Below are 24,925 nucleotides of genomic sequence, written 5' to 3'. Positions count from 1 at the left end.
ACCTACCATACAGATAGATTTTCATCAGTATTGTCAAAAGAACTTATGCCATAGGGCCGTCTTCATCGTCTACAGTGCTGGATTGGTTCGATTGAGTAATTTTGCCTGCAAGTAAGTTTGATAAAAACGGAAACAACTCACCTAGTTTTTGATCAATAATGGTTCTTGCCTGATTTATTTTTGGATTATATAGATCTATTTCTTTTGATGAATCATTGATGGGATTGTTTTTGTCATCGGTTTCTTTAGGTTTTATATTTTCTTTAGGAGTTTTGCTTTCAGTTCCTGCTGGGAATTTAGCCGTAGTTGTAGATCCATCAGGGTTTTTGATGCTAATTTCTCCACCCTTGTCACTGTTTATCAATTTATCTGCAAGCCTATTATTAAGCTGATTGGTTTCCTTGCCATCTTTTGCTTTTTGCTCACCGATGAGTTTCTTGTAGTATTCTTCTACCAACTGTTCTGCTTTTTCTGGGTCTTTGACATTTCTCCTAATGGATTCAGCTACCAGATCTGCGTTTTTGGGTATTTCAGCTGATTTAGCCAAATCTGCTGCTGTTTTTGCGTAGTCTACCGCTGCGGCAGTTTGGAGCTTGAGCGCTTCTATTGCATTTTTCTGATTTTGATCTAATCCTGTTAGATTGTTGAAGACATCTTTTGAGGTAATGTTTTTCAAAGCTTCTGCCAGCGCATTAGGTAAAGCATAGTTTTGAGGAGTCATTTGCGAAATCATTGATTCTGACATGCCGCTTGGCTTGAGAATATCCCAATTTTCTGATTTCCTTGAATCCATAGACACAGGTTGTATAGCTGTAGGGCTATTTGGAATTGGCTTGTCCCATTCCCAATATCTGGTATTGTCTATTTTTTCACAAGAGTTACATGCACCCATGACAGCTTCCGCAAATACCCCTTTTGTAGGAATAGAAATTCTGAATGGAGTCTCTTTGAATCCTTTTTCAGGCATATAGTGAAGCATAAGTCTAGATACTTTTTTACCGTCGATTTCTACTTCATCATTGATATTTCTGAAATATGGATTGAGGTTATGGCCTTTTGCTACTGGCATAATAAGTGAGTTTCCAGCTATTCCTATCAGTCTATTTTCAATGACTGAGGCTAGGCTGATCATATTTCTCTGGTTGGGATCGTCTCCAAATAGATACTGAGGCTCACCATTTCCAGGTCTGTAGGCTGGGTTTTCACGTGGTGGTACTTCCACTTTGAATCCTTCCAATAGCATGAGTCTCCTGTCAGGATCCATTTGTACCCAGATAGCTTTGTGATAATATTCAATATTGCTATTGATATGGTCAAGAAGTTCATTTCTATTTCTGAGATCCTCAGCTCTTGGGGATACCATTTCGCTTTCTGTCATTGGTGTTCTTACAGATACCGAACCCAAGGTCAAATCTGCTGAAGGTCTTGCATCGCAAAGCTGAGCACTTAGATAGTCAGATTCATAATTTGCTTTGATATGATCCACGATTAGTCTGCTGCCATCTGGCAATGTGTCTGCATGGTCAGCGGTGATGCCAAATGAAAGAATATCTACTCTCTTAGCAATGCTGACATTAGATACACTGGTAAAAGTAAAATCAAAGATAGGTGGCTCACCATTTCTTACCCCTGTGCGGACATTACTTCTCCTTGTTAATGATATTCTCGCAGGAATTTCCTCGTGATTTGGCGTGCTAATGAATATTTTAATGCTAGCGGCAAACTGGCCAATGGCATTCACCTTTTGGATTTCTTCAAAAAATACACGCTCACGATCTTGGTCAAAAGCATTGTTGACTTTTATTCTGATGTCTTCGATTTCTGAAATGAAACCTAATTTGGCTCTCCAGTTTGCTCTATCTACATCTTGGTCTATGAATAAACTAGGAGGAATATTGACTAAACCCATGCTATTGTTTCCATTAGCAATCCGCTCGTATCTCTGAGCTAGGGCATCGTCCATTGGAACTAGAGCCTTGGTAGGGCAGGTGAATTGAATTTTTATTCTAAAGTTTCCCGATATCTTGACGATATCTTCATCACAGTATCTTGCCGAAGGACGATTGTAGTAAACTTCAGAAGAGGGTCTTCCTAGGGAATTTATTTCATAGAATCTCCTGACAGAGTCAAATCCCTCTAGAAGCTTGCCGTATTGATATGCAGGAGCGCGAAGTGCAGGCTTGAGTAAATCTGCCCAACGCACTATTTTCGCATCATCAAATAAAGTGATAGTAAGTGGAATAAATAAGCATTCTTGGACATCTACTAGCTCGTTATACACAGCAAGGTGTCTCAATACTTCAAAATACTGAATCGTGATGGCGTGACAATGGTTGTAATTGCCTACGCTTTCAGTAGTGACTGTTGTAGTTTCACTTTGGGATACAGTAGTGATGACCGTGCTTCTTTGTGACCTGAGGGAAGAGGCATTTTGCATCGTTTTTTCACGTATGCTTTGCATATTGCTTGCTGAGAGGTTTCGGCTAGATGTCTGGGAAGCATCAGAGCTCGCAGAGCTTCTCCCGCCGCTTACACCACCGCTGAAACCTACCTTTAGATTCACAGGTATACCACCAATAGGGATGGCTGCGGCAGCACTTGTTGCGGAGCCACCACCAGCAGAAAATCCTTTTGTTTTGGCAGAGCTACTTGCCTCAATGTTTTCTTGTAAATTTGATCTTACAATTTCATTGATGTCTCTATCTTGGGAAAAGCTATTTGATAATGATTCTTCTACACTTTGGATTTCACTTCGGCTAGCGGTGTCCCTTCTATCCCAATCATGAATGGCGATTTGTTTCTGCTGACCAGGTGCAAGGGGTAGTGAATAGAGCAAATCCCCCATACTGTACCCATGTGCTTTCCAAACCTGCCTAAAATGAAGTAAATGGCCATGTGCAATGCTAGCAGGCTGTACCAAAGGAAGGGGAGAGTCCCATTGAATCTGATTTTCAATTGATATCTCGGATCTTGATAGTCCGAGGTGGTTTCTACTCAAAGCTCTTTCCCTAGTTTGACGAAGTCTTTGAAGTTCTGCCTGCATCCATTCAAGATTCATAATCGAATGGTCTGTCGCTGGACTTATAGGGTCATTCGCTGTAGGAGTGGGGGTGGGAGTAGAAGTTGATGAACTACTTCTGAAATTGGTTTGTAATGTGATAAAATGATTTAATTTTGCTTGGACACAAAGCCAAGATTGTGTGTTTGTGAAATTAAAATAATCAGTAAGTTGACTTTCTCTTAATTTTCCGCTTGATGCCTCAGGGAAGCAGCTTGAAAAATGATTGGTGACAGAAGTTCTGATTTGAGGACTCAATGGCTCTCGTGATTGAGCATTGTTTATAATAGAAGCAAATACGTCTTCCAGTAATTGATATCTTGTTTTGTTTTGGGTGTTTCTGAAATTAGGGAAATTCCCCGTGTTGATAAGATTCAATAAATTGGTGATTTCTGTAATAAAATAACTTGGTAAAGTTACATTCCTGCCAGAACCACCTGTGCTTTTGAGTTGGCTATCTGTATGAGCTTGCAAATTTTCATTTTTCTGAGCTTCTTCAATCGCTCTTTCTAATTGTCTGATTTTGCCTTCTAGACTTTCAATGTATCCTGGAGCATTCATTACTTCCGGATCTGAAAGTCTGACTACAGAATGATAGGTGAATTCCTCTAGAGCGCGGTTAGGTGTTGTGAAATTGACACATGATCCTCCGATATCCTGTTGATATTGTGATTCGCTGCTTACCAGGTCCTCCATGTCAGGAAGAGGATTCGGTGTGGGAGGGGTATCATGACACCCACAGTCATCTTCATCTTTGTTATTATTTCCAGTTTGCGTATTGTTATTATTAATTGTTACAAGTAAGGTGAAATGCGGTAGTCGGCCATCTTCCAATACTATTTCTAAAAAATCATGTATAGCATCACCTACCGTGGCAAAAGCATTTAGGAAAGGTTTATTTGGTACCTTAACATTAAAAGCTCCAAGGTGATCCGATATACCAGAAAGAAGTGGCCGAAGCTTAACATCTTTATGTTGATCATCAACACTATTCTCTTCTACATAAATTACAAAAGGAATATTTTTTACAGCATTGCCATTGGCTTCTACGATCTTACCTTTCATATCCCTATCCACATCTTCGGGTAGTCTAAAAATCTCTCTAGGCTTGATGGGTTCATTGAATCTTGTTTCTGAGATTTCCATTGCTGCTAAAGGTTCCTTGGTGATATGTTCTCGCATTGGTTTGACTGGCTCATCACTGAATTCTTCTCGGACATTTATAACGTTCTGAGCTGGTTTTTCTTCATAATCTAAAAATGTATGTAAATGCTTCAGGTCTACGTTGAAGCGAAGTACTTTGGGAGATTTAGAGTCAAGGCAACTTGCAAGAACATCTTTGGATGTAATCAGTACTGGGACTATGTTCGCATTCCCTCTTTTTACCATTATTTGGTAAGGGAAATACGATATTAGTGAAATGTGTTTGCTTTCTATTTCTACTATACCCTCTTGATTTATCAAAATCCCATCTCCGGTAATTAACCTTCTGTTTTCGTCATAAAAATAGATTTTTAAATTGTTGGTTAGAATTTCAGGTTCAGAAAAAATGAACCTCATGGTTAAAGTTTGTTTCATTAGCTTTATTTTTGGTTATTTTACATCCAAAAATTATAGAAAAAGATTTAAATGTTTATATAATTAATCGAATTTTTTACTAAAAAAAAGATTTAAATACCTGTAAAAAGCCTTAAATAGTCATTTTATTTCATAATGATTGGTTAACCAAATTCTAGGGTGTTTTTAGGTGTAAAAAGTAGTCGTTAAAAATGTGTAAATTTAGGAATAATTTTAATTCGAATAATTATGAAAAAACCTTTGGTATATCTCTTTTTGATAGTTGCATTTGCCTTTTCATGCTCAAAAGGACCCAAGCGTGAAAACGTAGATTTTGAAGAATGGGGAAAATATTGGTTTCAAGGAAAAGCTGAGATCAGTAGTTTTGACCTAAAACAGTATAGATACGGAGAAGAGCGTCAGGGTGAGGCGGTATTGATCTTTGTCACAGAAGATTTTTCAAGAAAAAAACAAGTGAAATTAGACAATTCAGAAGAAGCTGGAAAAGATAAAATCGGAGTTTTGAAAATGAATCAAACCCGAGATTTTGTGACAGGTATCTATCCATATCATATCATGCTTTCGGCTTTCACCCCTACCAAAGAAAGGTCTCAAGGACTCAAATTTTCCTCAAGTGTTCAGGAATGGTGTGGTCAGAGTTTTTCTCAAATCAACTTGTCTGGGACTAATTCCTATTCTGGAAAACTGAATTCCTATTTTGAAAAAGAAGGTGATGCTTCTATTTCAGTGACAGGTCTTGCGGAAGATGATTTGTGGAATCTGATACGAATTTCTCCTTCGGAGATTCCTTTGGGTGGTGTGAGTGTTTTCCCATCTTTGATTTATCAGCGTTTTAGCCATCAGGAATTGGCTTCAGAAGAGGCTTTTATTAGAATCCAAGATATCAGCAATGATCGCAAGCAGCTAGAATTGACCTACAGTTCTGGTACTCGTGTGTTGAAAATTGATTTTGAAAAAGATTTCCCTTATCAAATAATGGCCTGGGAAGAAACCCATACTAAAACAGACGGCACAAAAGAAAGTACACAAGCAAGACGCAAAGCTTTGAAAGTCATTGACTATTGGAAAAGAAACAAAGTCGAAGACGAATTTTTAAGGGATGAATTGAAATTGAAGTATTGATTTTCAAGAAGCGAGAAGCGAGATACAAGACTTGAGACTCAAGATAGCCCTGAAAGGGCTTATGATCCAAGCATCGGGTCATGATCCGATGACTTGAGAATATGCAGAAGAGTAAGAAGAATGAAGAATGATAAACATGAGGTAATGTGATTTACACCCCGAATGGGGTTTAACCTTGAGTAGCCCCGCATAAAATGCGGTGGATAAATCATATATCTCGTCCCGAAAAGATTAACCCCGAAGGGGTTTAATTTTAATTTATCAATAGAAATAGTATCAACTATTTTCAGTTCGTGACATTATTTAAATAATTGAGGCCAATTATAAAAATTAATTCAAAACCCTTTAAAAGCTTCTTTTTGAAAAACAGAATACAGTTTTATTCGGTCATTTTGATCTACGCAATAGCACTATTTATTATGGGCTATTGTATTGATCGAAGTGATTTTTTTGTTCAGTTTGCTCTTTATGTCCTCTGTTTTTGGGCAAGTTTGATCATCTACTTTTATTCTGTGAAATGGGAAGTTTCTTTAAAAATGGGATTGATATCTGCTCTTTTGCTGAGAATGATTCTGATAATTTCAGAGCCGGTTCTTTCAGATGATTTTTTCCGGTTTGTTTTTGATGGTCAATTGATTCGAAATGGGATAAACCCCTATCTGTATCTCCCAGATGATTCGCTTTCTTTGCTTTCTAACGAGGTGAGTGTTTATTGGCAAACCTTGCTTGACGGAATGAATTCCCAAGAGTATTACTCCGTCTATCCACCATTTCATCAATTGTTTTTCTATATAGCTGCTTTAGGAGGTGAGAATTTGCTTGCCAATATTGTAATTCTTCGCTTACTGATTTTGGTATTTGAAGGATTTACCTTTTATCTTCTTTATAGCTTGCTCAGCTTATTGGGGTTGAAGATTTCACAACTTTGGCTTTATGCATTCAACCCCCTGGTGATTTTAGAGCTTACAGGGAATCTACATTTTGAAGGGATTGTTTTGACAGGGCTTTTGGCTGCGCTCTATTTTTACCATAAAAATCAAACAAAAAGTTCTGGCATATCCTGGGCTTGGGCAGTGGGGGTGAAGTTGAGTCCATTGATGATTTTACCACTTTGGATTAGAGCATGGAAAGGGAAATCACTAATTTGGTTTTTGGGCGTCTCAATGGTTGTGGTTGGCGCTAGTCTAATGCCTTTGGTCTTTGGAACAGGCTATTTGAATTTTTGGAAAAGCTTCAGGTTGTACCAAAGTTCTTTTGAATTCAATGCTTCGATATATTATATTTTGCGTTGGATTTCTGGTTTTTGGCTGGACTATAATCCGATCCAAACACTCGGGCCTGTTTTAAATTTATTGGCATTTATAACAATTATAATTCTGGTTTTTAAATGGAAAATTCAGAAAACAGCTGAATTGGCTGAAGGGATAGTATGGATATTTTTGGTTTATCTGTTGTTTCAAACTACAGTTCACCCTTGGTATCTTATTCCTGCGTTTGGGCTGAGTCTGTTGACCAAAAACAAAGTCTTATTGGCTTGGAGTGGGACTGTATTTCTTTCTTATGCTGCTTACAGCAATGATTTGGTAGAAGAAAATGCTATTTTGCTTTTTATTCAATATGGGATTGTTTTTGGTATGATTATTTGGACTTTTTTGAAGAGATTTACGGTAGATTAATTGTCAACTGGCAACATTACTCTCGAAATCTAAAAACGATCAACCTTGTTTACTGCTAAAAGCGTTTTATCATAATATTCTATTCAATGAAAGTAATTAATAAATATATAATACCCTGTGCAATCATTTTGGTAATAGCTGCCTGTGAAACTTCACCAAACAAAAAAGCTGAGAATATCATAGAAGAATCACAAGAATTCCATGATCCAGAAAGTGCTTGGAGTACCTTGGAAAAGTTCTCGGTTTTGAAAAAAGTTGAAGAAATTGATGAATCGGGAAAAGTAAGCAAGTCGAGTGAATTTCGAATGGAGTTTAGATTGAAGCCTTTTTTTGAGGCTAAAAACTCTTGGGAAAAAGACAGTGTAAATCACATTGTCACTTTTGATGGAGTTAATACAAAGTATTTGATGGGGGAAAATGATATTCAGAATAAAGGGTTTTTGGCCAATAAAGAAGCTGAAATCAAAAAAGCTTTTATTGCACTCACTCTGCCTTTTGGTGTTATTGACAAAGCTTCTAAGATCAATTATATGAGCAAAATCAAATTGATGGATGAAAAAGAAGTAGAGACCGTGGAATTGGTTTTTGGAGAAGAAGGTGGTGGAAATTCGGAGGTTTATTCTTGCTATTTCTTACCAAATACAAGTGAGTTTATAGGGTATAAACTTAGCGGAAAAAATGGATACACAGTTAGCAATACTGCTGAAACGATCAAATATCGTGGGATTGATTTCCCATCAAAAAGAGAGGTTTATGAAGCAGATAGCTTGGGGAATCATATTCGCCTGAAGGAGATTGTGTCTTATAGCTTTATCGATTGATTATGAGAAATTTATTCATTCTACTAATTGCATTTTCTGTATTGCTAAGCTGTAAGCAGCGCACAGAAGCAGAAAAAATCATCGATCAGGCAATTCTAGCACATGGAGGGGAAGGATTCGAAAAAGTTAAGATCAGCTTTGATTTTAGAAACCGACATTATACTATATTCAAATCCCAAAATGCATTTGAATATACGCGGGAGTTTAATGATAGCATTGGGATAGTAAAAGATTTTTTGAATAATGAAGGTTTTACGAGAAAGATAAACGATGAAATAGTCAAGCTTGAAGAAGAGAGGTTAAAAGCATTCTCTAACTCAGTAAATTCCGTGGCGTATTTTGCTTATTTGCCTTATGGATTGAATGATCCAGCTGTTTTTAAGACCTATATCGGAGAAACAGATATTGATGGGAAGAATTACCACTTGATCAAAGTGACTTTTTCAGAAGAGGGAGGAGGAGAGGATTTTGATGATGAATTTCTATTTTGGATTAACCAAGATTCCTTTTTGATGGATTATCTAGCATACTCTTACCATACAGATGGAGGAGGAGTCCGATTTCGAAAAGCCATCAATAGGCATGAAATAGGAGGTTTGATTCTTCAAGATTATGAAAATTACAAACCTATGGATGAGACGATACCCGTAGAAGAAATGGAAGCTTTGTATAAAAAAGGAGAATTAGAACTTCTTTCTGAGATTTTGTTGGAGAAAGTGGAGGTGGAGTAGATTCTGTAAATGAAGTCCAAATTAATAACTCTAGTGTTTTAGTCCTAAATTGTTATTCTTAATGAATAGAAAAATAAAATACAAATCCACAAACCCAATTATCTTATCCACCATGGTCAAGTATTTTCAATCTTTCAATTTTCTAATCCCAAACTCAAAGCTCCTCAAATGCAGGCTTCATATTTGCCCAGAATGCGTCTAAGGCGATGATTCGCGGTTTGAGGAATGATATGATTTTTGACCAGTCGTTTTGATCCATAACATTTACTTTGGGGATTATTTTCTGAATTCTTGAAACGATCTTTCCTGATTCGTCAATATGGTGCAATTCCCAATCCCACTCTTCATTGAGTTGAGTATGAAGGATTTTTTTGAATTCTTGGAATTGCTCAAAAAATAGCAGCTGAAGCTCTTCATCAGCATGGTTGATCTCAATACCAATGGATGCAAAATCCAACTCCGCCTTCATTCTGAAAAAAATATGCTTGACACCAGTCTTGTAATTGGACCAATTCACGCGAAAGCCAGTTTCTGAAGGAACCGGCTTCATGTATTGACCAAATGCCGTCCAAAAGTCTTTTCTGATTTTGGATTTTTCTGCTCTGCTATACATTCTTTATCAATAACTTTTCGGACTATCACTAGGAAGGACAATGATGAAGTCTGCTATTCCCTTTGATTTTTCTTCAAGCGCTTTCGTATCATTTTGCTCCACAGTAGCAATAGTAACAATTCCAGCATCTTCAAACTCCTTTCTCAAATACCAAATGATGCCTTCATAATTATTGGAATGATAAGAACCGTTTACATGAAAGATAGTTTTTCCCTTTCCAATGTGTTCAAAAAGTGAAAAAGCCATTGTGGCATCTTTTATTGCTTGGGCTTCTACCATAAAATCAACATTCATACTTGATCCATGCATCATTTCTTTCATTCCCTGATACCCCGGTAAAGACATATCTACTTCAATAGGCAATGGAGCGATTGATTTTTTGGCTTCTTCAGAGAAAGATTCCAAGCTTTTCAAACCTTCTCGACTTACTACTGAAGCGTATTTTCTGGGAATATTGGATGCGACTACAGGGATTTTATTTTCTTTTGCAAAAAGCATCAATGGTTTGTAATCCGTAGCGTAATTGTTCCACAACTTTGCTTCGGCTTCAAAGTTTTTGTCGGTAATTCTTCCTTCTAGCCATTCATTGATGTTCAATTGATCATCTCTTTCAAAAAATTCACCTGCCAAAATAATTTCATTCTCGTTTGACTTTAGGCTTTTGAGAATTTGAAGCTGAAGCCAATGTGCAACACTGTTGTTATGTAATTCACCAAAGAAAATGACTTCTTTTTCATTTAAAGTTTGATAAAAAGCCTTTTCTTCTATCAATTGCCCTTCTTTCGTAAAGATTTGATAGAGCTTACTTTGTGAATATGCTGAAATGCTTAGAAAAGTAAAGCAGCAATAAAGTGTGATTTTTTTAAGCATAATCTTCTGGGTAAGAAACTGTTACTACAGAGAAGTTGACAACACCTCCGATAGCAGGGTTATGTTTTTTGATCGTGACAGAGACTTTTTTTGAAGAAGGATAGATTTTTAGAATATCAGTAATGATCAAGTGTGCCAAATGTTCCAACAATTTGACTGGTTCAAGCATGTGGGATTTGGCTATTTGATAAATTTTGGCGTAATCCACAGTGTCTCGGAGTTGATCATGAAGCATAGCATTTTTAAAGTCTGTATCTACATGGATATCTACTGTAAATCGATTCCCTAGTTTTGTTTCCTCAGAGAATACCCCATGATATGCATGAAACTCTATTCCTTCTAATGATACTTTTCCCATCAATCTATATCGTCAAAAAATGATCTATTCTTATTTCCTTTATTTTTATCTTCTTCAGGTTCCTCAATTTCCTGGTTTGACTTAATTTGTGGCTCTGTTACAGGATCAGGGGATACTTCCTCTTGATCCTCTTTCAAGTTTTCATCTTCCTGTATAACAGTTGTATTTTCGATGATTTCTTCTTCATCTTGTTCTAAAACAGGAGCTTCATCTAAGTTGTCAATTTCATCTACCAAGGTGTGTTTGACCATTTCTTCTTCTTTTAGGTCATTGATGTTGGCAATGGTGAAAGCATTGTTTTTATTGAGTGTTTCGACCATTTCCTGATGGACTTTCACATTGACTTTTTTGATGTCATTGTTTGACATACTGATGTTGTCTTCTATGTCCTCAGCTAGCTTTTTGAGGTTTTTCAAGATCAACTCCCTTTGGTGAATCAAGGATTCATAACCATTTACCAAATCACTGACATCGCCCTTGAGTTCAGCCATGATTTGCTTGCCTTTGCTTTCTGCTGAATCTATGAGATTCCGAGATTGTGTTTTGGCATCATTCAGCATGGCTTCCGCATTTTGGTGTGCTTCGTTGACGATGTGGTCGGCGGCTTCATTTGCTTCTTCGATGATACTTGCGCCAGTATCTTCGGCTGTTTTCAAAGTTCTGAAAAGTGAAGCTTCTACTTCTTTGAGTTTGGTAGCTTCTTTGTTGCTTTGATCCAGCTTTCTCTGAAGTTCTTCATTTTCTGCTACCAATTTCTCCCATTCAGTAGAAAGTTCGCTCATAAAAGCGTCAACTTCCTCTTTGTCATAACCTCTGAAATTTTTCTCAAAAGATTTTTTGCGGATTTCTAATGCTGTTATCTTCATAATTGTCAAATATCTACTTTCCAAATTGAAATGCTTCTATCATCGCTGATTGAGATAATAGATTGGTTAAATGTGCTCCAAAGCACTTTATTGATGGATGTACCATGTCCTGCGTGTCGTGCTTTGTCTATTACCTTAAGCAGTTTGTGTTCATTGGCATCCCAAATTTTCATGGATTTGTCCATGCTACAAGTTATAAAAAACATGCCATCTTCTCTAAATGAAAGATAATTGATGGCAAACATATGTGCTATTACCTTATTTGTTTGCTCGTAAGTATTGGAGTTCCAAAATTTCAAAGAAGCATCTCTTCCACCACTAACCAAAACATCCTGAGTTGGAGAATAGGCCAATGCAAATACCGAGTTACTATGACCATTGAGCAAATGAAGTGGAGTGTAATTGACAATATCAATTATTTTGACAGAATGATCGCTAAATCCTATTGCGAGTTGTTTTTTTGCCTTGTCAATAGTCATTACTCGGGCACTTTTTGAACTAAGTTTGAGGTGCTTTTTGAGTGATCTTTCCTTGATATCAATGATAGAGATGACTCCATCACCTGTAGCTACAAATACTTCGTTTTCATATACTTTTATGTCAAAAATCGATTGGTCCGTAATTTTGAGAGACCAAATTTCTTTGTTTTCCTGAAGATCGATGACGTGGATACCTTCGAAGTTGTGACCGATAAAAAGTAATTTTTTTTCTTTATCTACTTCCAAAGCATATACAGAATGTGGTAATTTGGCAATTAATTTCCCATCTTTAGGATTCAATAAGTCCCATTCTACCACCATTCCATCACCAGAGCCTGTGTAGAAAAACTGTGGATCAAAACCTTCTGCCAGTGCATAGATGCAGTCGTTGTGTCCTGTAAGTGTATGAAGTTTAGTTACTTGAATTTTCGTCATATATTGCAGTGTAAGCAATTCAAAACCCAAAAAGGGCAATGCAAACAAAAATAGAAAAAATAAGTGCTTTATCGGCCTTGGCAGTTAATAATATTCAAGAAGTTTCTGAAGTTGAAGTTGGTTTTCTTAGTTTTAGAGAGAAACTTTCTCTTGCAAACATCTCTCATGTTGAAAAAATGAAGGAGTGGAAGGCGGCACGACTTGCTATCAAATATGCTTTGGATATTATTTCTCTTCCTTATCCTGGATTTTATAAAGACGAGCATGGCAAATCGCATTCTATGGATGGATATGGTTATGTTTCTTTGACTCATACCAGAGGTCTTGCTGCTGCTATTTTCCACAAAGACATGCCTGTCGGCATAGATTTAGATTTTGTAAGGGAAAAAATTTTACGGCTTGGTCCAAAATTTTTGGATCCTTCAGAAATTGAATTTTTAAATAATGATCCACTTCTATATACAATTGCTTGGTCGGCAAAAGAATCCATCTACAAATGCCAAGGAAGAAAGGGGATAAGTCTTAAAGAAAATATAATTTTGAAACCATTTTCAATTGAAGACAAAGTGATCAATGGTAAAATTCATCTCACAGATTTCTCAGATCATTTTTACCAAGTAAAAGTTCAAGTGGAGGGGCAAATGGTATTGACTTATACTATTTGGTAGAGATTTTGTAAGTATCTTTATTGGAATGAAGAATATAAATCAAACTTCTATGAAAGCTATTAAAATTTTACCTATTGTCTTTTTGCTACTAACGTTTCAATCTTTTGGCCAAAGAGTAGAGAATTTTAGTTTAGAGGATATTCTAAATGGTGAAATGTTTGAATTGAATAATCATAATGATTCTAGGGCTATTGTCTTGGTTTTCACCACACTTTCGTGTCCATTTTCAAAATTATATGAAAACAGGATCATTGATCTTTACAACAATTATTCAAAAGACAATTTCGTGTTTGCAATGGTAAATCCGCATTTTGGAAATGATGAAGAGGAAAGCAAGGTAAACGTAGAAGGAAGGTTTAAAGGAAAAATTTCTGGGATTTCTATGCTTAATGATGGTAGCCAATCGCTTACCAAGCAATTACAAGTAACAAAACTTCCAGAAGTGATAGTAATCACACCTAGTCAAACAGGATTTGCTGTTGCATATAGAGGGGCTATTGACAACAATCCACAGGTACCTGAAAGTGCTAATATGAAGTATTTGGAAAATGCTTTAGAAAATATTCAAAACAAGAAAAATCCGAGCCCAAGTTCAAGCCGGCCTGTCGGGTGCAATATTAGATTGTTGAATTAGTTTCTTATCAATTGGTGTATTATTTATTTGATCGTTTTCAGAATAAAAGAAGATTATTTGATTAGAAAATTAGTTAAAATCATTCATTTACAATTTTCAACAATTCTTTTATTTCATTGATTTTCTCGGTTTCTCCCAATTTTTCAAATGAAACGATCAAATTTCTGATTGTCCGAACAACTATATCTCTGTTTGAACAAGGTTCAAAAAACACAGCTCTAGGTTCGATTTTTAGATGGCTTAGGTAATTATTTATATCCTGTTTATTGAATACCAAGCCTTTGTTAAATGCATTGATGTAAAAGTTGACATCAGCAGATTTGTAGGTCAAAACAAAAAGATTTGGAAGGTTTACACCATAGATTGGAAGCCCAAGTTTTTTGGCCACCAAAAGATAGATTGCACAAAGACTAATTGGATTCCCTTTTTTCGTATCCAAAACATTGCTTAACATGCTATTTCCAGGAGAATGAAAATTTTTGGTATTGGCAGAAAACCTTAAAGAATTAAACAAAATACTATTGATAATTCTGATTTGCTCGTGGGGGAGAAGATTGTTTTTGAAAGCTGTCCATACATCAAAGTATATTTGATGCATATCAGTATTCAATTTGTCAAATTCCAAGTCAGGGTATTGATAAGTATTAATAATCCATAAACCAGTCAATAAATCCTGATCAGGAGTGTTGACCCAATCATATAGCCTTTCTTTAAGCTGGGAAAATTGAAGATTGTGCACCAGATCCTCGATTTCTTTTTGAAGCTCAGGGTTGAAACTATCTTCCCATTTTTTCTCCAAAATTGGGATCACATTGTGTCCTAGCGATATTATTTTGTCTTGAACATGACTTTTTACTTCAGGATCTTCATCGTCTAGAAGTGAAATCAAGGCATGCAATTCTTTTTCAGTAAGGTCTTCCATGAAAATCCTCTGTATTTATTATCTCTAATTTACGATTTTTTGGATGGCTAAGGTGAAAAAAGTTTAAAGTTATCTAATATTTTGTATCTAATATCTAGCGTCTTTTCTATGATTTTGCATGGTTTCGGTTGATTAAGACCTTCGAGGTTTGGAAAAAAACCTCAAAGGTCATATTGTCAACCTTTGAGGTCTTTTTAGACCTCGAAGGTTTTAGTTACTGATTAAGACCTTTGAGGTTTGGATAAAAACCTCAAAGGTCATGCTGTTAACCTTTGAGGTCTTTTTAGACCTCGAAGGTTTTAGTTACTGATTAAGACCTTCGAGGTTTGGAAAAAAACCTCAAAGGTCATGCTGTCAACCTTTGAGGTCTTTTTGGACCTCGAAGGTTTTAGTTACTGATTAAGACCTTCGAGGTTTGGAAAAAAACCTCAAAGGTCATGCTGTCAACCTTTGAGGTCTTTTTGGACCTCGAAGGTTTTAGTTACTGCTTAAGACCTTTGAGGTTTGGAAAAAAACCTCAAAGGTCATACTGTCAACCTTTGAGGTCTTTTTAGACCTCGAAGGTTTTAGTTACTGATTAAGGCCTTCGAGGTTTGGAAAAAAACCTCAAAGGTCATGTTGTCAACCTTTGAGGTCTTTTTTGGACCTCGAAGGTTTAAGTTATTGATAAAGACCTTCGAGGTTTGGAAAAAAAAACTCAAAGGTTATGCTGTCAACCTTTGAGGTCTTTTGGGACCTCGAAGGTTTTAGTTACTGATTAAGACCTTCGAGGTTTGGAAAAAAACCTCAAAGGTCATGTTGTCTACCTTCGAGGTCTTTTTTGGACCTCGAAGGTTTTAGTTACTGATTAAGACCTTCGAGGTTTGGAAAAAAACCTCAAAGGTCATGTTGTCAACCTTTGAGGTTTGGAAAAAAACCTCGAAGGTCTCTGGGATCTAGTCTCTCGCTTCAATATTCACTTGTGTCTTGTATTTCAGGTCTGAATTACGCCGACATTAAATCTTTCTGTAATTGGAGAGTGATTTGCGGCTTCTATGCCCATGCTGATTACTTTTCGGGTGTCAAGGGGATCAATCACACCGTCCACCCAAAGTCGAGCAGCGGCATAATAGGGACTCAGTTCTTCATTGTATTTAGCTGTAATTTCGTCAAGAAGTGATTTTTCATCCTCAGGCGTTATTTCTTTTCCGGATTTTTTCAAGGATGCGACTTTTATTTGTAGCAGTGTCTTGGCAGCCGATGCTCCTGACATCACGGCCATTTGGGCAGTTGGCCAAGAATAAATCAATCTTGGATCATATGCTTTGCCACACATGGCATAGTTTCCTGCTCCGTAAGAATTGCCTACTATTATTGTAAACTTGGGAACCACTGAGTTGGCCATTGCATTCACCATTTTGGCACCATCCTTAATAATCCCACCATGTTCAGCTTTGCTACCCACCATAAACCCCGATACGTCTTGGATAAATACCAATGGTATTTTCCTTTGGTTACAATTCATGATAAATCGTGCTGCTTTATCTGCCGAATCAGAGTAGATTACGCCACCCATTTGCATTTCCCCTTTTTTGTTTTTGACAATTTTACGTTGATTGGCAACAATTCCTATTGCCCATCCATCAATTCTTGCAGTTCCACAAAGAAGTGTTTTTCCATAATCCTTTTTGTATTCTTCAAACTCAGAATTATCGACTAGTCTCTCTATGATCTCGACCATATCATAAGGTTTGACACGATCCGATGGGAATGTACCATAAAGTTCTTTTTCGTCTTTGCTTGGTTTTTTTGGATCGCTTCGATCGAATCCTGCTTTTTCGGCAGCACCTATTTTGTCAAATATCTTTCTGATAGCATCGAGGCATTCTTGATCAGAGTCATATTTGTTGTCAGTGACACCTGATATCTCGCAATGTGTAGTTGCACCACCCAGAGTTTCGTTATCCACAGATTCTCCGATAGCAGCTTTTACCAAATATGAACCTGCAAGAAATATCGATCCTGTTTTGTCAACAATCATAGCTTCATCAGACATGATTGGAAGGTAAGCTCCTCCTGCTACGCAACTACCCATTATCGCTGCCACTTGGATGATGCCCATGGAGGACATTTTCGCATTGTTCCTGAATTGTCTTCCAAAATGCTCCTTGTCAGGGAAGATTTCATTTTGCATTGGGAGAAATACACCTGCACTGTCTACCAGATAGATGATGGGAAGTCTATTTTCCATAGCGATTTCCTGTGCACGGAGATTCTTTTTGGCTGTCATTGGAAACCAAGCACCTGCTTTTACAGTGGCATCATTTGCTACTATCATACACATTCTGCCATTCACATAACCCATCCCTGTGACTACACCAGCCGAAGGACATCCGCCTTCTTCTTGGTACATGTTGTCCGCAGCTAAGGCCCCGACTTCCAAGAATTCTGAATCAGAATCTATAAGGTATTCAATTCTTTCACGAGCAGTCAACTTCCCTTTTTCATGTTCCTTGGCAATTCGTTTTTCACCACCTCCGAGTTTGACTTGTTGTAGCTTTTTATTGAGTTGAAAAAGTAGATTTTTGTTTAGGTCTTCGTTTTTGTTGAATTCAATATCCATAAAGTTAATTGGGTTTGTTTTTCAATTCTAAATTTAAGCTATTAAGATCAAAAGATTCAATTTCTTCAGACCTTTCACTGATTTGAGCAATAAAAAAACCTGTTGTCCATTATTGTGACAACAGGTTTTTAAAATTTTTAAAGATATCTATTTGAATGTTCTGGATTTTATGTCAAAATATTTATAGGTCAAGATTATTTTTCTCTCAAACTAATTTGAAAAAAAATTATAATGATTCGATCTCTTCCTTGTATGCTTTTACAGATCTGTAGATAGCCGAGGCAAGATATGTTTGCCCATCTTTGCTATTCAAGTATCTTTCTTCATTTGCATTTGAGATAAATCCAAGCTCAACAAGGACAGAAGGCATACTTGAATTCCACAAAACATACAATGGAGCTTGTTTTACACCTCTACTGTGACGGTTTACTCTTGAAGTAAAGTCATTTTCCACTTTTGATGCCAAGGATAAGCTATTGGAAAGGAAAGCTTTGTGAGTCAAATTGAACATCATATATGATTCTGGTGATGAAGGGTCAAAGCCTTCATAGTTTTCTTTGTAGTTTTCCTCCAAGATGATTACAGAGTTCTCCCTTTTTACAATGTCAAAATTGGCCTCAAAGTTTTTTGTACCCATCACAAAAGTTTCTGTTCCGTAAGCAGACCTGTTTGTAGCAGCGTTGCAGTGAATGGAAATAAACAAATCAGCTTTGTTTCTATTGGCAATATTTGGCCTTTCTTTGAGATCTACCGCTACATCTGTTTTTCTGGTATAGATCACTTCTACATCAGGAAGGTTTTCTTCTATATATTTACCTACAAGAAGGGCTACTTTGAGGGTTATGTCTTTTTCTTTAGAATAAGAACCCAATGCACCAGGGTCTCTCCCTCCATGTCCAGCATCAATTACCACCTTTTTTAGTTTAAACTCAGGAGCTCTCGAACCAGTTGGTTGAAATCCCGTAAAAAGGAAAGAAAATGTTAATAAAGAAATTATAAGAATATTTTTAACTCGTATGCGTTTCATAAGCATTAAATACCATTAACTTTGCTCGTCGAAATTTATAAATTTTTAAACAAATTTGAATCAATCAGTGCAGAATAACAGGCCTTATTTATTTATCTTCCTTTTATTCTGGGTTTTACCCCAACTTGTATTCTCTCAAGATAGAAGGCAAAGGCGCGTAGAAAAGCCTATTGTAGCTCCTGATTCGATTCTAAGGACACCATCTCAGTTGAATCCTGAGGTAGAAGTTCCTGAAATATTCCTTTCAGATTCTATTCCACAACGCGACACTACAAATGTAGTGCCTAAAGGTGATATCGAGACTGTAATCAATTATTATGGTGAAGATAGTATTATTACTGATTTTTCCCAGAATAAAATTTACCTGCATAAAGAAGCTTGGTTTGAGTATGGAAACATCAGACTAGATGCAGATTTGATTATCATTGATTGGGATAAAAGTGAACTTTTCGCATCAGGAGTGACAGATTCACTTGGAAATATTACAGGGAACCCGATGTTTAAAGAAGGGAATACTTCTTACGAGATCAGAAAGGAAATGAGATACAATTTCAAATCCCAAAGAGCGATTATCAAAGATGTAGTAACTGAACAGCAAGATGGGCTATTGAGAGGAGAAACAATCAAGAAAACACAGGATGGGAGTATCTATATGGATCATGGTTACTACACCACCTGTAATCTAGCCGAGCCCCATTGGCATATCAGCGCGGCAAAGATTAAATCCATTCGAGGAAAGCAGGTAGTAACTGGACCTTTTAACCTTTATTTCAATGATATTCCCACGCCATTTGGATTGCCTTTTGGGATAATTCCTGATACTCCCGAAGAAAAAGCTTCTGGTATAGTTTTTCCATCTTATGGGCAAGAACAGCGGAGGGGTCTGTTTTTAAGAGACTTTGGTTATTACTTTGCTTTCAATGATTATATCCATTCTAGATTGACAGGTGATGTTTATTCGAATGGTGGTTGGGGAGCAAAAGCTGCCACAGTTTATAAGAAAAGATATAGATACAACGGTAGTTTTAATGTTGATTTTCAAAAATTCAAAAGTCCTGAAACACAAGAAAATCCATTAGATTTCACATCGGTTTGGGTGAGTTGGCAGCATAGTCCCGAGTCAAGGGGGAACTCGAGATTCTCTGCTTCGGTAAATGCAGGAACTCAGAATTACAATAACTTGGTGATCAATCCCAATATTTTCGCCAATAATGTTCGCTCTGATTTTACATCAAACGTAGCATATAGCAAGACTTTCGCCGGTACACCTTTTAGTATGTCTGCCAACTTAAGGCATTCCCAAAATATCCAAACAGGTGAAGTGAACTTGACTCTTCCTGATATTGCAATCAATATGAACAGGCAGAACCCATTTCAAAATGTCAAGTTTGAGCCATTGAAAACATTGAACGTAGCTTGGAACTTTAGTTCTCAAAACTCAATCACGAATAGAATCACGCCTACCTTAGGAGTACCAAACCTTTCTTTTCAGCAGGATTTTGGAGAGTTTGACCAGCAACAATTGACACCTGATGTGATGGATTTTAACTTGACGAATCTACCACAGTTGCTTAGAGAAGCAAATAATGGAGCCAGAAGTACAATTCCAATTTCATCAAACTTTACACTTTTCAAATACTTCACAGGTACAGCCTCTGCAAACTATACGGAACTATGGTATTTAGAAAAAATCAATTACTATTACAATGATCTGGAAAACAGAGTTGATAGGATAATTGAAAATGGCTTCAACAGAGTTGGGTTTTATACCTCTTCTTTCAATTTGAATACGAACGTTTATGGTTTCTACACTTTCAAAAACAGCAAGAAAATAGAGGCAATAAGACACCATGTTCAACCATCATTTGGATTCAATTACACGCCTGATTTCTCTAATCCAGCTTTCGGCTATTACCAAAATGTTCAAGTGGATAGTACAGGTAGAAGGCAATTGTATTCTAGACACCAAGGGTTTATTTTCCAAGGAGCACCTTTGGGAGAATCTAGGTCTTTGAGTATTTCCATTAGAAATGTATTGGAAGCAAAGATTAAAACAAAAAGTGATACAGCAGAGGCGCAAACTAAAAAGATTCCTTTACTTCAGACTTTAAACTTAACCACCAATTACAACTTTGCCGCAGATTCATTTCAATTAGCACCAATAAACTTTAACACAAGGACTTCATTTTTTGAGAATAAGCTTTCTGTCAATTTTTCTGCTACAATGGATCCTTATGCAACAGGAACAACTAGAAATAATCAAGGAACACAAATAAGTAGAAGGATCAATGAATATGCGTGGAAAAGGGGACAAGGAATTGGTAGAATCAGAAATGCCACAATCAACCTGAATGGTAGCTTAAACCCTAGTAAAAGTGAAAAATCTCCTGGCGAAGTTAGGGATGAGGTGACAAATAACTTTTTGCAGCAGGGAGGTCAGATGAATGAATTTGTGGAAAATGAAATCACAAGAATTGTTAATGACCCCAGTCAATATATAGATTGGAGTATTCCATGGAATTTAGGTTTTGGTTATAATGTCAGTTACAATAGGCAAACTAACGGCAATACGAATATCACCCAAGCATTGAATATCAATGGAGATTTGAGTTTGACGGAGAAGTGGAAAGTTAACTTTAATACAGGGTATGATTTTTCTACAGCCAAAATCACCCAAACTATGATATCCATAGCAAGGGATTTGCATTGCTGGCAGATGAATGTGTCATGGATTCCATTTGGGACATTTACCTCTTACAGTGTAGATATTAGAGTAAAATCCGCCATCCTCCAAGATCTAAAAGTCAGTAGAAGAAGATCTTTCTTTGATAGGTAGAATTGAGATGTGTGACAAAAGAGAGAAGTAAAAAAAAGCTAGATGCAATTAACCACAAAGTGCCTAATTGGAATCAGACAGAGGTAAACTTTAAATAGTCCAATCCTCCAACCTTCCAACACAACCTTCCAACACAATCTTCCAATCTTTCAATTTTAAAATCTTCCAATCTTAAATCTTCCAATCCTAAATCTACTTATTCTGTAAAAAGTATAATGTACCAAGTACCAAGAAATACCGGATGGCTTTTTATGCGTAAACCAATCCGCCACAGCGACAAGCTCTCAGAACCTTTCAACTTTTCAACTTTCTAACATTACAACACAATCTTCCAATCTTAAATCTTCGACCTACTGAGTGGCATAGTCATACATCTTGGGCCTCCAAGTCCTCTCGAAAGTTCAGAAGAAGGGATTTCAAGGACTTCTACACCTAGATTTCTGAGCGCTTGGTTGGTGTGCTTGTTTCTGTTGTAGGAAATAACTCTTCTTGGGCCGATTGCAAACACATTGGCACCATCAAACCATTGTTCACGCATAGCATAGTCTGGATTACCATCAGCTGTGTGAAGGATTTCTAGATATGGGATTTCTTTTTCCAGTACTGTCAACAATGATTCATTGAGAACCTCTCTTTTGATGTTTACCTTATCGTCTTTTATCTCTTTGAGGGTGTATAAGGATGTTTGCAATACAGCATTGAGAGCATCAGGATAAGTAAGTACAAGGTTTTCATCCAAAATTGTAAAAACAGTATCCAAGTGCATGTAATTTCTCTTTTGGGGAAGATGGACTTCATAGACTCTCTCCACAGTTCCTTCTGCCAGAAGTGCTTTGGCGACATGATAGATGGCTTTTTCATCAGTTCGCTCCGAATTCCCGATTGCAACTGCTTTTTTGGATAAGACGATCACATCTCCACCTTCTATACTTGGTGGATTGTCATGACCATTGATAGGGTACAGTTGGTTGACATTTTCCTTGAAATCAGGATGATTTTCAAAAATGCTTTTCAACAAATCAGCTTCTCTTTGTCTTCCGTCCATTTTCATACTGGAGAAAATAATTCCCCCCGGTGTGACTGCCATAGGATCTCTTTGAAAATACAAGTTTGGGCTTGGAGGGATTACAAATGCATAGTCCATCAGTTCTCCTGAAGCTAGGTTTGGGATTTTTCTTTTCAATTCATGGACTTTTACACCGGCTGTGAGTGCAGTAGCGCATTCGGCGGTGGACAATCTACCCATAATATGTTCAGTCAGGTGTGTCATTCCTGATTTTGTAAGGGCTTGACGCATGAGTTTGAAGAGAAGTTTTTCATCCGAAAGGACTTGGATCAACAACTCGTGAAGCCGAAATACCTGTGCGCCAGTGGTTTGTTTGATCAAGTCTGTGAAAAAATCATGTTCTTTTTGCATTGCATCCAAATATGGAACATCTTCAAATAAAAGAAAATCTTTATTGTATGGTGTCAACCGGTCAATTTCTTTTCCAGGTCTATGCATCAATACAGCCTTTAAGGTTCCAAATTCAGAGTTAAGTCGTAGGTTCATGGTTTGATTTTTTACTAATTTTCTTAAAAATAATGTAAAAAATTTAAAATTTGGTTTAAAATATTGTCAAATATGAAAAAATACTCATTGATTTATTTGTGTGATAGAAATTGTTTCTAGAAAAAAATAAGCTAATCTTTCCCAAAATAAGATACTCAAGGATAATCGATAAATATTATGAATTTGTCAGAAATTCCCAAGTCATCATAATTGTATGATAGAGCACCCAATAAAAAAAAAGGCCGAATCTCCCGATCCGGCCTAATCAAAAATCTTAATTTTAAACTCTAAAATCAAAATCAACCTATTCTAACCAACTTTCTACTTCTTCTTTGGTAGGGTTGGAAGCATCAAGCTTAAGCTTTTTCCTTCTTCCGCAGACATCATTGAAAAGTTTGTTGGCATCTTGCTCTTTCAGTTGTTCCAATGTATGAATGTTGAGGTCTCTCAAGGCTGGGATCAATCCCTGTGGAATTCCCAAAGCCATGAAATCTTCATCTGTTGCGATTTTTACTTTTTTCTCAGGACGCATCTGAGGGAAGAAAAGGACTTCTTGGATAGTCGTCTTGTTGGTCAGCATCATGGTGAGCCTATCGATACCAATTCCAAGTCCTGAAGTAGGAGGCATGCCATATTCCAATGCTCTCAAGAAATCTTCATCCATCGCCATGGCTTCATCATCACCTCTTGCTGCCAATTTCAGCTGCTCCTCAAATCGTTCTCTTTGGTCAATCGGATCGTTCAGCTCTGAATAAGCATTTGCAATTTCTTTTCCATTGACAAACAACTCAAATCGCTCAACCATGCCTTCTTTGCTTCTATGTTTTTTGGCCAAGGGAGTCATTTCAATCGGGTAATCTGTGATGTAAGTAGGTTGGATAAGATTATCCTCAACTTTTGCCCCAAAGATCTCATCGATAAGTTTTCCTTTGCCCATGCTGGCGTCAGTTTCGATACCGAGGTTTTTACAGACTTCTCTAAGTCCATTTTCGTCCATCTCGCTCACATTGATGCCTGTATATTCCAAGATAGAATCATACATACTGATCCTTCTATAAGGTCCCGCAAAATCAATTTGATTTTCGCCAACAGTTACTTCAGTAGTTCCGTGGATCGAATGTGTTATTTTTTCAAGGAGTTGCTCTACCATTTCCATCATCCAGATGTAGTCTTTATAGGCTACATAGATTTCCATGGAAGTGAATTCAGGATTGTGTGTACGATCCATTCCTTCATTTCTGAACATTTTCCCAAACTCATACACTCCATCAAATCCACCTACGATCAATCTTTTTAGATATAGTTCGTTGGCAATTCGAAGGTACAATGGCATATCCAAAGTATTGTGGTGGGTGTTGAATGGACGGGCTGCTGCTCCGCCATGAACTGCCTGTAAGATTGGAGTCTCTACTTCTAACCAACCGTTGTCATCAAAAAACCTTCTCATATTGGAGATGATTTTTGTTCTGGTGACAAAAACTTTCTTTACATCTGGGTTTACAGTCAAATCCACATAGCGCTGTCTGTATCTCATTTCCGGATCCGTAAATCCATCATATACATTGCCATCTTCATCTCTTTTTACAACTGGAAGCGGCTTCACTGCTTTCGAAAGTACCTTTAGATCAGTTACATGAAATGAAATTTCACCTGTCTGTGTTGTGAAAATGTAACCTTTGACACCAATAAAATCTCCAATACCCAGAAGTTTCTTGAATACTGTGTTGTATAAAGTTTTATCTTCCTCAGGACAGATGTCATCTCTTCTAACGTATATTTGAAGTCTTCCTGTGGCATCTTGTATTTCTGCAAAAGAAGCAGAACCCATGATCCTTCTACTCATCAATCTACCAGCTATGGTGATATCTTTGTAGTCAGTTTTATTGTTTTCGTAGTTTTTATGAATATCTGCTGCCGTCACATTGATCTGAAATGACTCCGCTGGATATGGATTGATCCCCAGTTTCATCAATTCTTCCCTGTCTTTCCTTCTTTCTATTTCTTGTTCGCTTAACAATTGCATTTTGTATAGATTTGAGATGTGGAGTTGGTTCACTATTGCCTGACTCCTGTTTTT

The 24,925-nt window shown here is 37.0% G+C and carries 18 protein-coding genes; 7 read left to right on the top strand and 11 right to left on the bottom strand.

The window, feature by feature from the left end; genetic code table 11:
- Positions 1-43 precede the first annotated feature (43 nt).
- The gene (locus MM213_RS08755) at positions 44-4,636 is read right to left on the bottom strand and encodes a hypothetical protein (protein ID WP_241411441.1); all 4,593 of its coding nucleotides are present in this window, start codon (positions 4,634-4,636) and stop codon (positions 44-46) included.
- A gap of 228 nt (positions 4,637-4,864) precedes the next feature.
- On the opposite strand from MM213_RS08755, the gene MM213_RS08750 reads away from it, so the two are divergent.
- The 4 genes from MM213_RS08750 to MM213_RS08735 all read left to right on the top strand — a co-directional run bounded on the left by MM213_RS08750 (position 4,865) and on the right by MM213_RS08735 (position 8,986).
- Positions 4,865-5,758, top strand: coding sequence for a hypothetical protein (locus tag MM213_RS08750; RefSeq protein WP_241411439.1), 894 nt, complete (start codon positions 4,865-4,867; stop codon positions 5,756-5,758).
- Between the two features lie 359 nt (positions 5,759-6,117).
- On the top strand, positions 6,118-7,434 hold the full coding sequence (locus MM213_RS08745) for an MptA/MptB family glycosyltransferase (RefSeq protein WP_241411437.1): 1,317 nt from the start codon (positions 6,118-6,120) through the stop codon (positions 7,432-7,434).
- Positions 7,435-7,520: 86 nt separating this feature from the next.
- The gene (locus MM213_RS08740; protein WP_241411435.1) at positions 7,521-8,255 is read left to right on the top strand and encodes a hypothetical protein; all 735 of its coding nucleotides are present in this window, start codon (positions 7,521-7,523) and stop codon (positions 8,253-8,255) included.
- Positions 8,256-8,257: 2 nt separating this feature from the next.
- Positions 8,258-8,986: a DUF6503 family protein gene (locus MM213_RS08735; protein ID WP_241411434.1), complete on the top strand. Its 729-nt coding sequence runs from the start codon at positions 8,258-8,260 to the stop codon at positions 8,984-8,986.
- 154 nt (positions 8,987-9,140) lie between these two features.
- On the opposite strand, the gene MM213_RS08730 is transcribed toward MM213_RS08735, so the two are convergent.
- Genes MM213_RS08730 through MM213_RS08710 form a run of 5 tightly spaced genes read right to left on the bottom strand, consistent with a single transcriptional unit; the run spans position 9,141 to position 12,607 of the window.
- The gene (locus MM213_RS08730) at positions 9,141-9,599 is read right to left on the bottom strand and encodes a DUF4268 domain-containing protein (RefSeq protein ID WP_241411432.1); all 459 of its coding nucleotides are present in this window, start codon (positions 9,597-9,599) and stop codon (positions 9,141-9,143) included.
- A 6-nt stretch (positions 9,600-9,605) separates the two neighbouring features.
- Positions 9,606-10,469, bottom strand: a complete 864-nt coding sequence (locus MM213_RS08725; protein ID WP_241411430.1) for a ChaN family lipoprotein — start codon at positions 10,467-10,469, stop codon at positions 9,606-9,608.
- Positions 10,462-10,827, bottom strand: a complete 366-nt coding sequence (gene folB / locus MM213_RS08720) for a dihydroneopterin aldolase (RefSeq protein ID WP_241411428.1) — start codon at positions 10,825-10,827, stop codon at positions 10,462-10,464. Before folB ends, MM213_RS08725 begins: the two co-directional genes overlap by 8 nt.
- Complete coding sequence (locus MM213_RS08715) at positions 10,827-11,693, bottom strand: DivIVA domain-containing protein (protein ID WP_241411427.1); 867 nt, start codon at positions 11,691-11,693, stop codon at positions 10,827-10,829. The genes folB and MM213_RS08715 overlap by 1 nt, the downstream gene beginning before the upstream one ends.
- Positions 11,694-11,698: 5 nt before the next feature.
- The gene (locus MM213_RS08710; protein ID WP_241411425.1) at positions 11,699-12,607 is read right to left on the bottom strand and encodes a WD40 repeat domain-containing protein; all 909 of its coding nucleotides are present in this window, start codon (positions 12,605-12,607) and stop codon (positions 11,699-11,701) included.
- Positions 12,608-12,645: 38 nt separating this feature from the next.
- Between MM213_RS08710 and MM213_RS08705 the strand changes: the two genes are divergently transcribed.
- Entirely contained in the window at positions 12,646-13,275 is a 630-nt protein-coding gene (locus tag MM213_RS08705; RefSeq protein WP_241411422.1) for a 4'-phosphopantetheinyl transferase family protein, read from the top strand.
- Positions 13,276-13,324: 49 nt separating this feature from the next.
- On the top strand, positions 13,325-13,909 hold the full coding sequence (locus tag MM213_RS08700; protein ID WP_241411420.1) for a thioredoxin-like domain-containing protein: 585 nt from the start codon (positions 13,325-13,327) through the stop codon (positions 13,907-13,909).
- Positions 13,910-13,988: 79 nt separating this feature from the next.
- Here the strand turns inward: MM213_RS08700 and MM213_RS08695 are convergent, their stop codons facing one another.
- The 3 genes from MM213_RS08695 to MM213_RS08685 all read right to left on the bottom strand — a co-directional run bounded on the left by MM213_RS08695 (position 13,989) and on the right by MM213_RS08685 (position 18,460).
- A complete protein-coding gene (locus MM213_RS08695) occupies positions 13,989-14,831 on the bottom strand; it encodes a transglutaminase-like domain-containing protein (RefSeq protein WP_241411418.1) in 843 nt (280 codons plus the stop codon).
- A gap of 973 nt (positions 14,832-15,804) precedes the next feature.
- Complete coding sequence (locus MM213_RS08690) at positions 15,805-17,433, bottom strand: acyl-CoA carboxylase subunit beta (RefSeq protein ID WP_241411416.1); 1,629 nt, start codon at positions 17,431-17,433, stop codon at positions 15,805-15,807.
- A 226-nt stretch (positions 17,434-17,659) separates the two neighbouring features.
- Positions 17,660-18,460, bottom strand: coding sequence for an N-acetylmuramoyl-L-alanine amidase family protein (locus MM213_RS08685; RefSeq protein ID WP_241411415.1), 801 nt, complete (start codon positions 18,458-18,460; stop codon positions 17,660-17,662).
- 55 nt (positions 18,461-18,515) lie between these two features.
- Here MM213_RS08685 and MM213_RS08680 point away from each other — a divergent pair, with 55 nt between their 5' ends.
- On the top strand, positions 18,516-21,296 hold the full coding sequence (locus tag MM213_RS08680) for a putative LPS assembly protein LptD (protein ID WP_241411413.1): 2,781 nt from the start codon (positions 18,516-18,518) through the stop codon (positions 21,294-21,296).
- Between the two features lie 337 nt (positions 21,297-21,633).
- On the opposite strand, the gene MM213_RS08675 is transcribed toward MM213_RS08680, so the two are convergent.
- Together MM213_RS08675 and lysS are read right to left on the bottom strand one after the other, a co-directional pair.
- On the bottom strand, positions 21,634-22,848 hold the full coding sequence (locus MM213_RS08675; protein ID WP_241274736.1) for an arginine deiminase: 1,215 nt from the start codon (positions 22,846-22,848) through the stop codon (positions 21,634-21,636).
- A gap of 304 nt (positions 22,849-23,152) precedes the next feature.
- Positions 23,153-24,871 carry a lysine--tRNA ligase gene (lysS, locus tag MM213_RS08670; RefSeq protein WP_241411411.1) on the bottom strand — a complete coding sequence of 573 codons (1,719 nt, stop codon included), beginning with the start codon at positions 24,869-24,871 and terminating at the stop codon, positions 23,153-23,155.
- Positions 24,872-24,925 lie beyond the last annotated feature (54 nt).

Origin of the sequence: Belliella alkalica (genome assembly GCF_022549785.1) — a bacterium.
Taxonomy (GTDB): domain Bacteria; phylum Bacteroidota; class Bacteroidia; order Cytophagales; family Cyclobacteriaceae; genus Belliella; species Belliella alkalica.
This window is presented reverse-complemented; position numbering and strand designations above follow the sequence as displayed.

What these genes read in the sequence shown, in the direction of transcription:
- MM213_RS08755 (WP_241411441.1), bottom strand. Translation starts at nt 4,636, where the DNA reads ATGAAACAAACTTTAACCATGAGGTTCATTTTTTCTGAACCTGAAATT.
- MM213_RS08750 (WP_241411439.1), top strand. Translation starts at nt 4,865, where the DNA reads ATGAAAAAACCTTTGGTATATCTCTTTTTGATAGTTGCATTTGCCTTT.
- MM213_RS08740 (WP_241411435.1), top strand. Translation starts at nt 7,521, where the DNA reads ATGAAAGTAATTAATAAATATATAATACCCTGTGCAATCATTTTGGTA.
- MM213_RS08735 (WP_241411434.1), top strand. Translation starts at nt 8,258, where the DNA reads ATGAGAAATTTATTCATTCTACTAATTGCATTTTCTGTATTGCTAAGC.
- MM213_RS08730 (WP_241411432.1), bottom strand. Translation starts at nt 9,599, where the DNA reads ATGTATAGCAGAGCAGAAAAATCCAAAATCAGAAAAGACTTTTGGACG.
- MM213_RS08725 (WP_241411430.1), bottom strand. Translation starts at nt 10,469, where the DNA reads ATGCTTAAAAAAATCACACTTTATTGCTGCTTTACTTTTCTAAGCATT.
- folB (WP_241411428.1), bottom strand. Translation starts at nt 10,827, where the DNA reads ATGGGAAAAGTATCATTAGAAGGAATAGAGTTTCATGCATATCATGGG.
- MM213_RS08715 (WP_241411427.1), bottom strand. Translation starts at nt 11,693, where the DNA reads ATGAAGATAACAGCATTAGAAATCCGCAAAAAATCTTTTGAGAAAAAT.
- MM213_RS08710 (WP_241411425.1), bottom strand. Translation starts at nt 12,607, where the DNA reads ATGACGAAAATTCAAGTAACTAAACTTCATACACTTACAGGACACAAC.
- MM213_RS08705 (WP_241411422.1), top strand. Translation starts at nt 12,646, where the DNA reads ATGCAAACAAAAATAGAAAAAATAAGTGCTTTATCGGCCTTGGCAGTT.
- MM213_RS08700 (WP_241411420.1), top strand. Translation starts at nt 13,325, where the DNA reads ATGAAAGCTATTAAAATTTTACCTATTGTCTTTTTGCTACTAACGTTT.
- MM213_RS08695 (WP_241411418.1), bottom strand. Translation starts at nt 14,831, where the DNA reads ATGGAAGACCTTACTGAAAAAGAATTGCATGCCTTGATTTCACTTCTA.
- MM213_RS08690 (WP_241411416.1), bottom strand. Translation starts at nt 17,433, where the DNA reads ATGGATATTGAATTCAACAAAAACGAAGACCTAAACAAAAATCTACTT.
- MM213_RS08685 (WP_241411415.1), bottom strand. Translation starts at nt 18,460, where the DNA reads ATGAAACGCATACGAGTTAAAAATATTCTTATAATTTCTTTATTAACA.
- MM213_RS08675 (WP_241274736.1), bottom strand. Translation starts at nt 22,848, where the DNA reads ATGAACCTACGACTTAACTCTGAATTTGGAACCTTAAAGGCTGTATTG.
- lysS (WP_241411411.1), bottom strand. Translation starts at nt 24,871, where the DNA reads ATGCAATTGTTAAGCGAACAAGAAATAGAAAGAAGGAAAGACAGGGAA.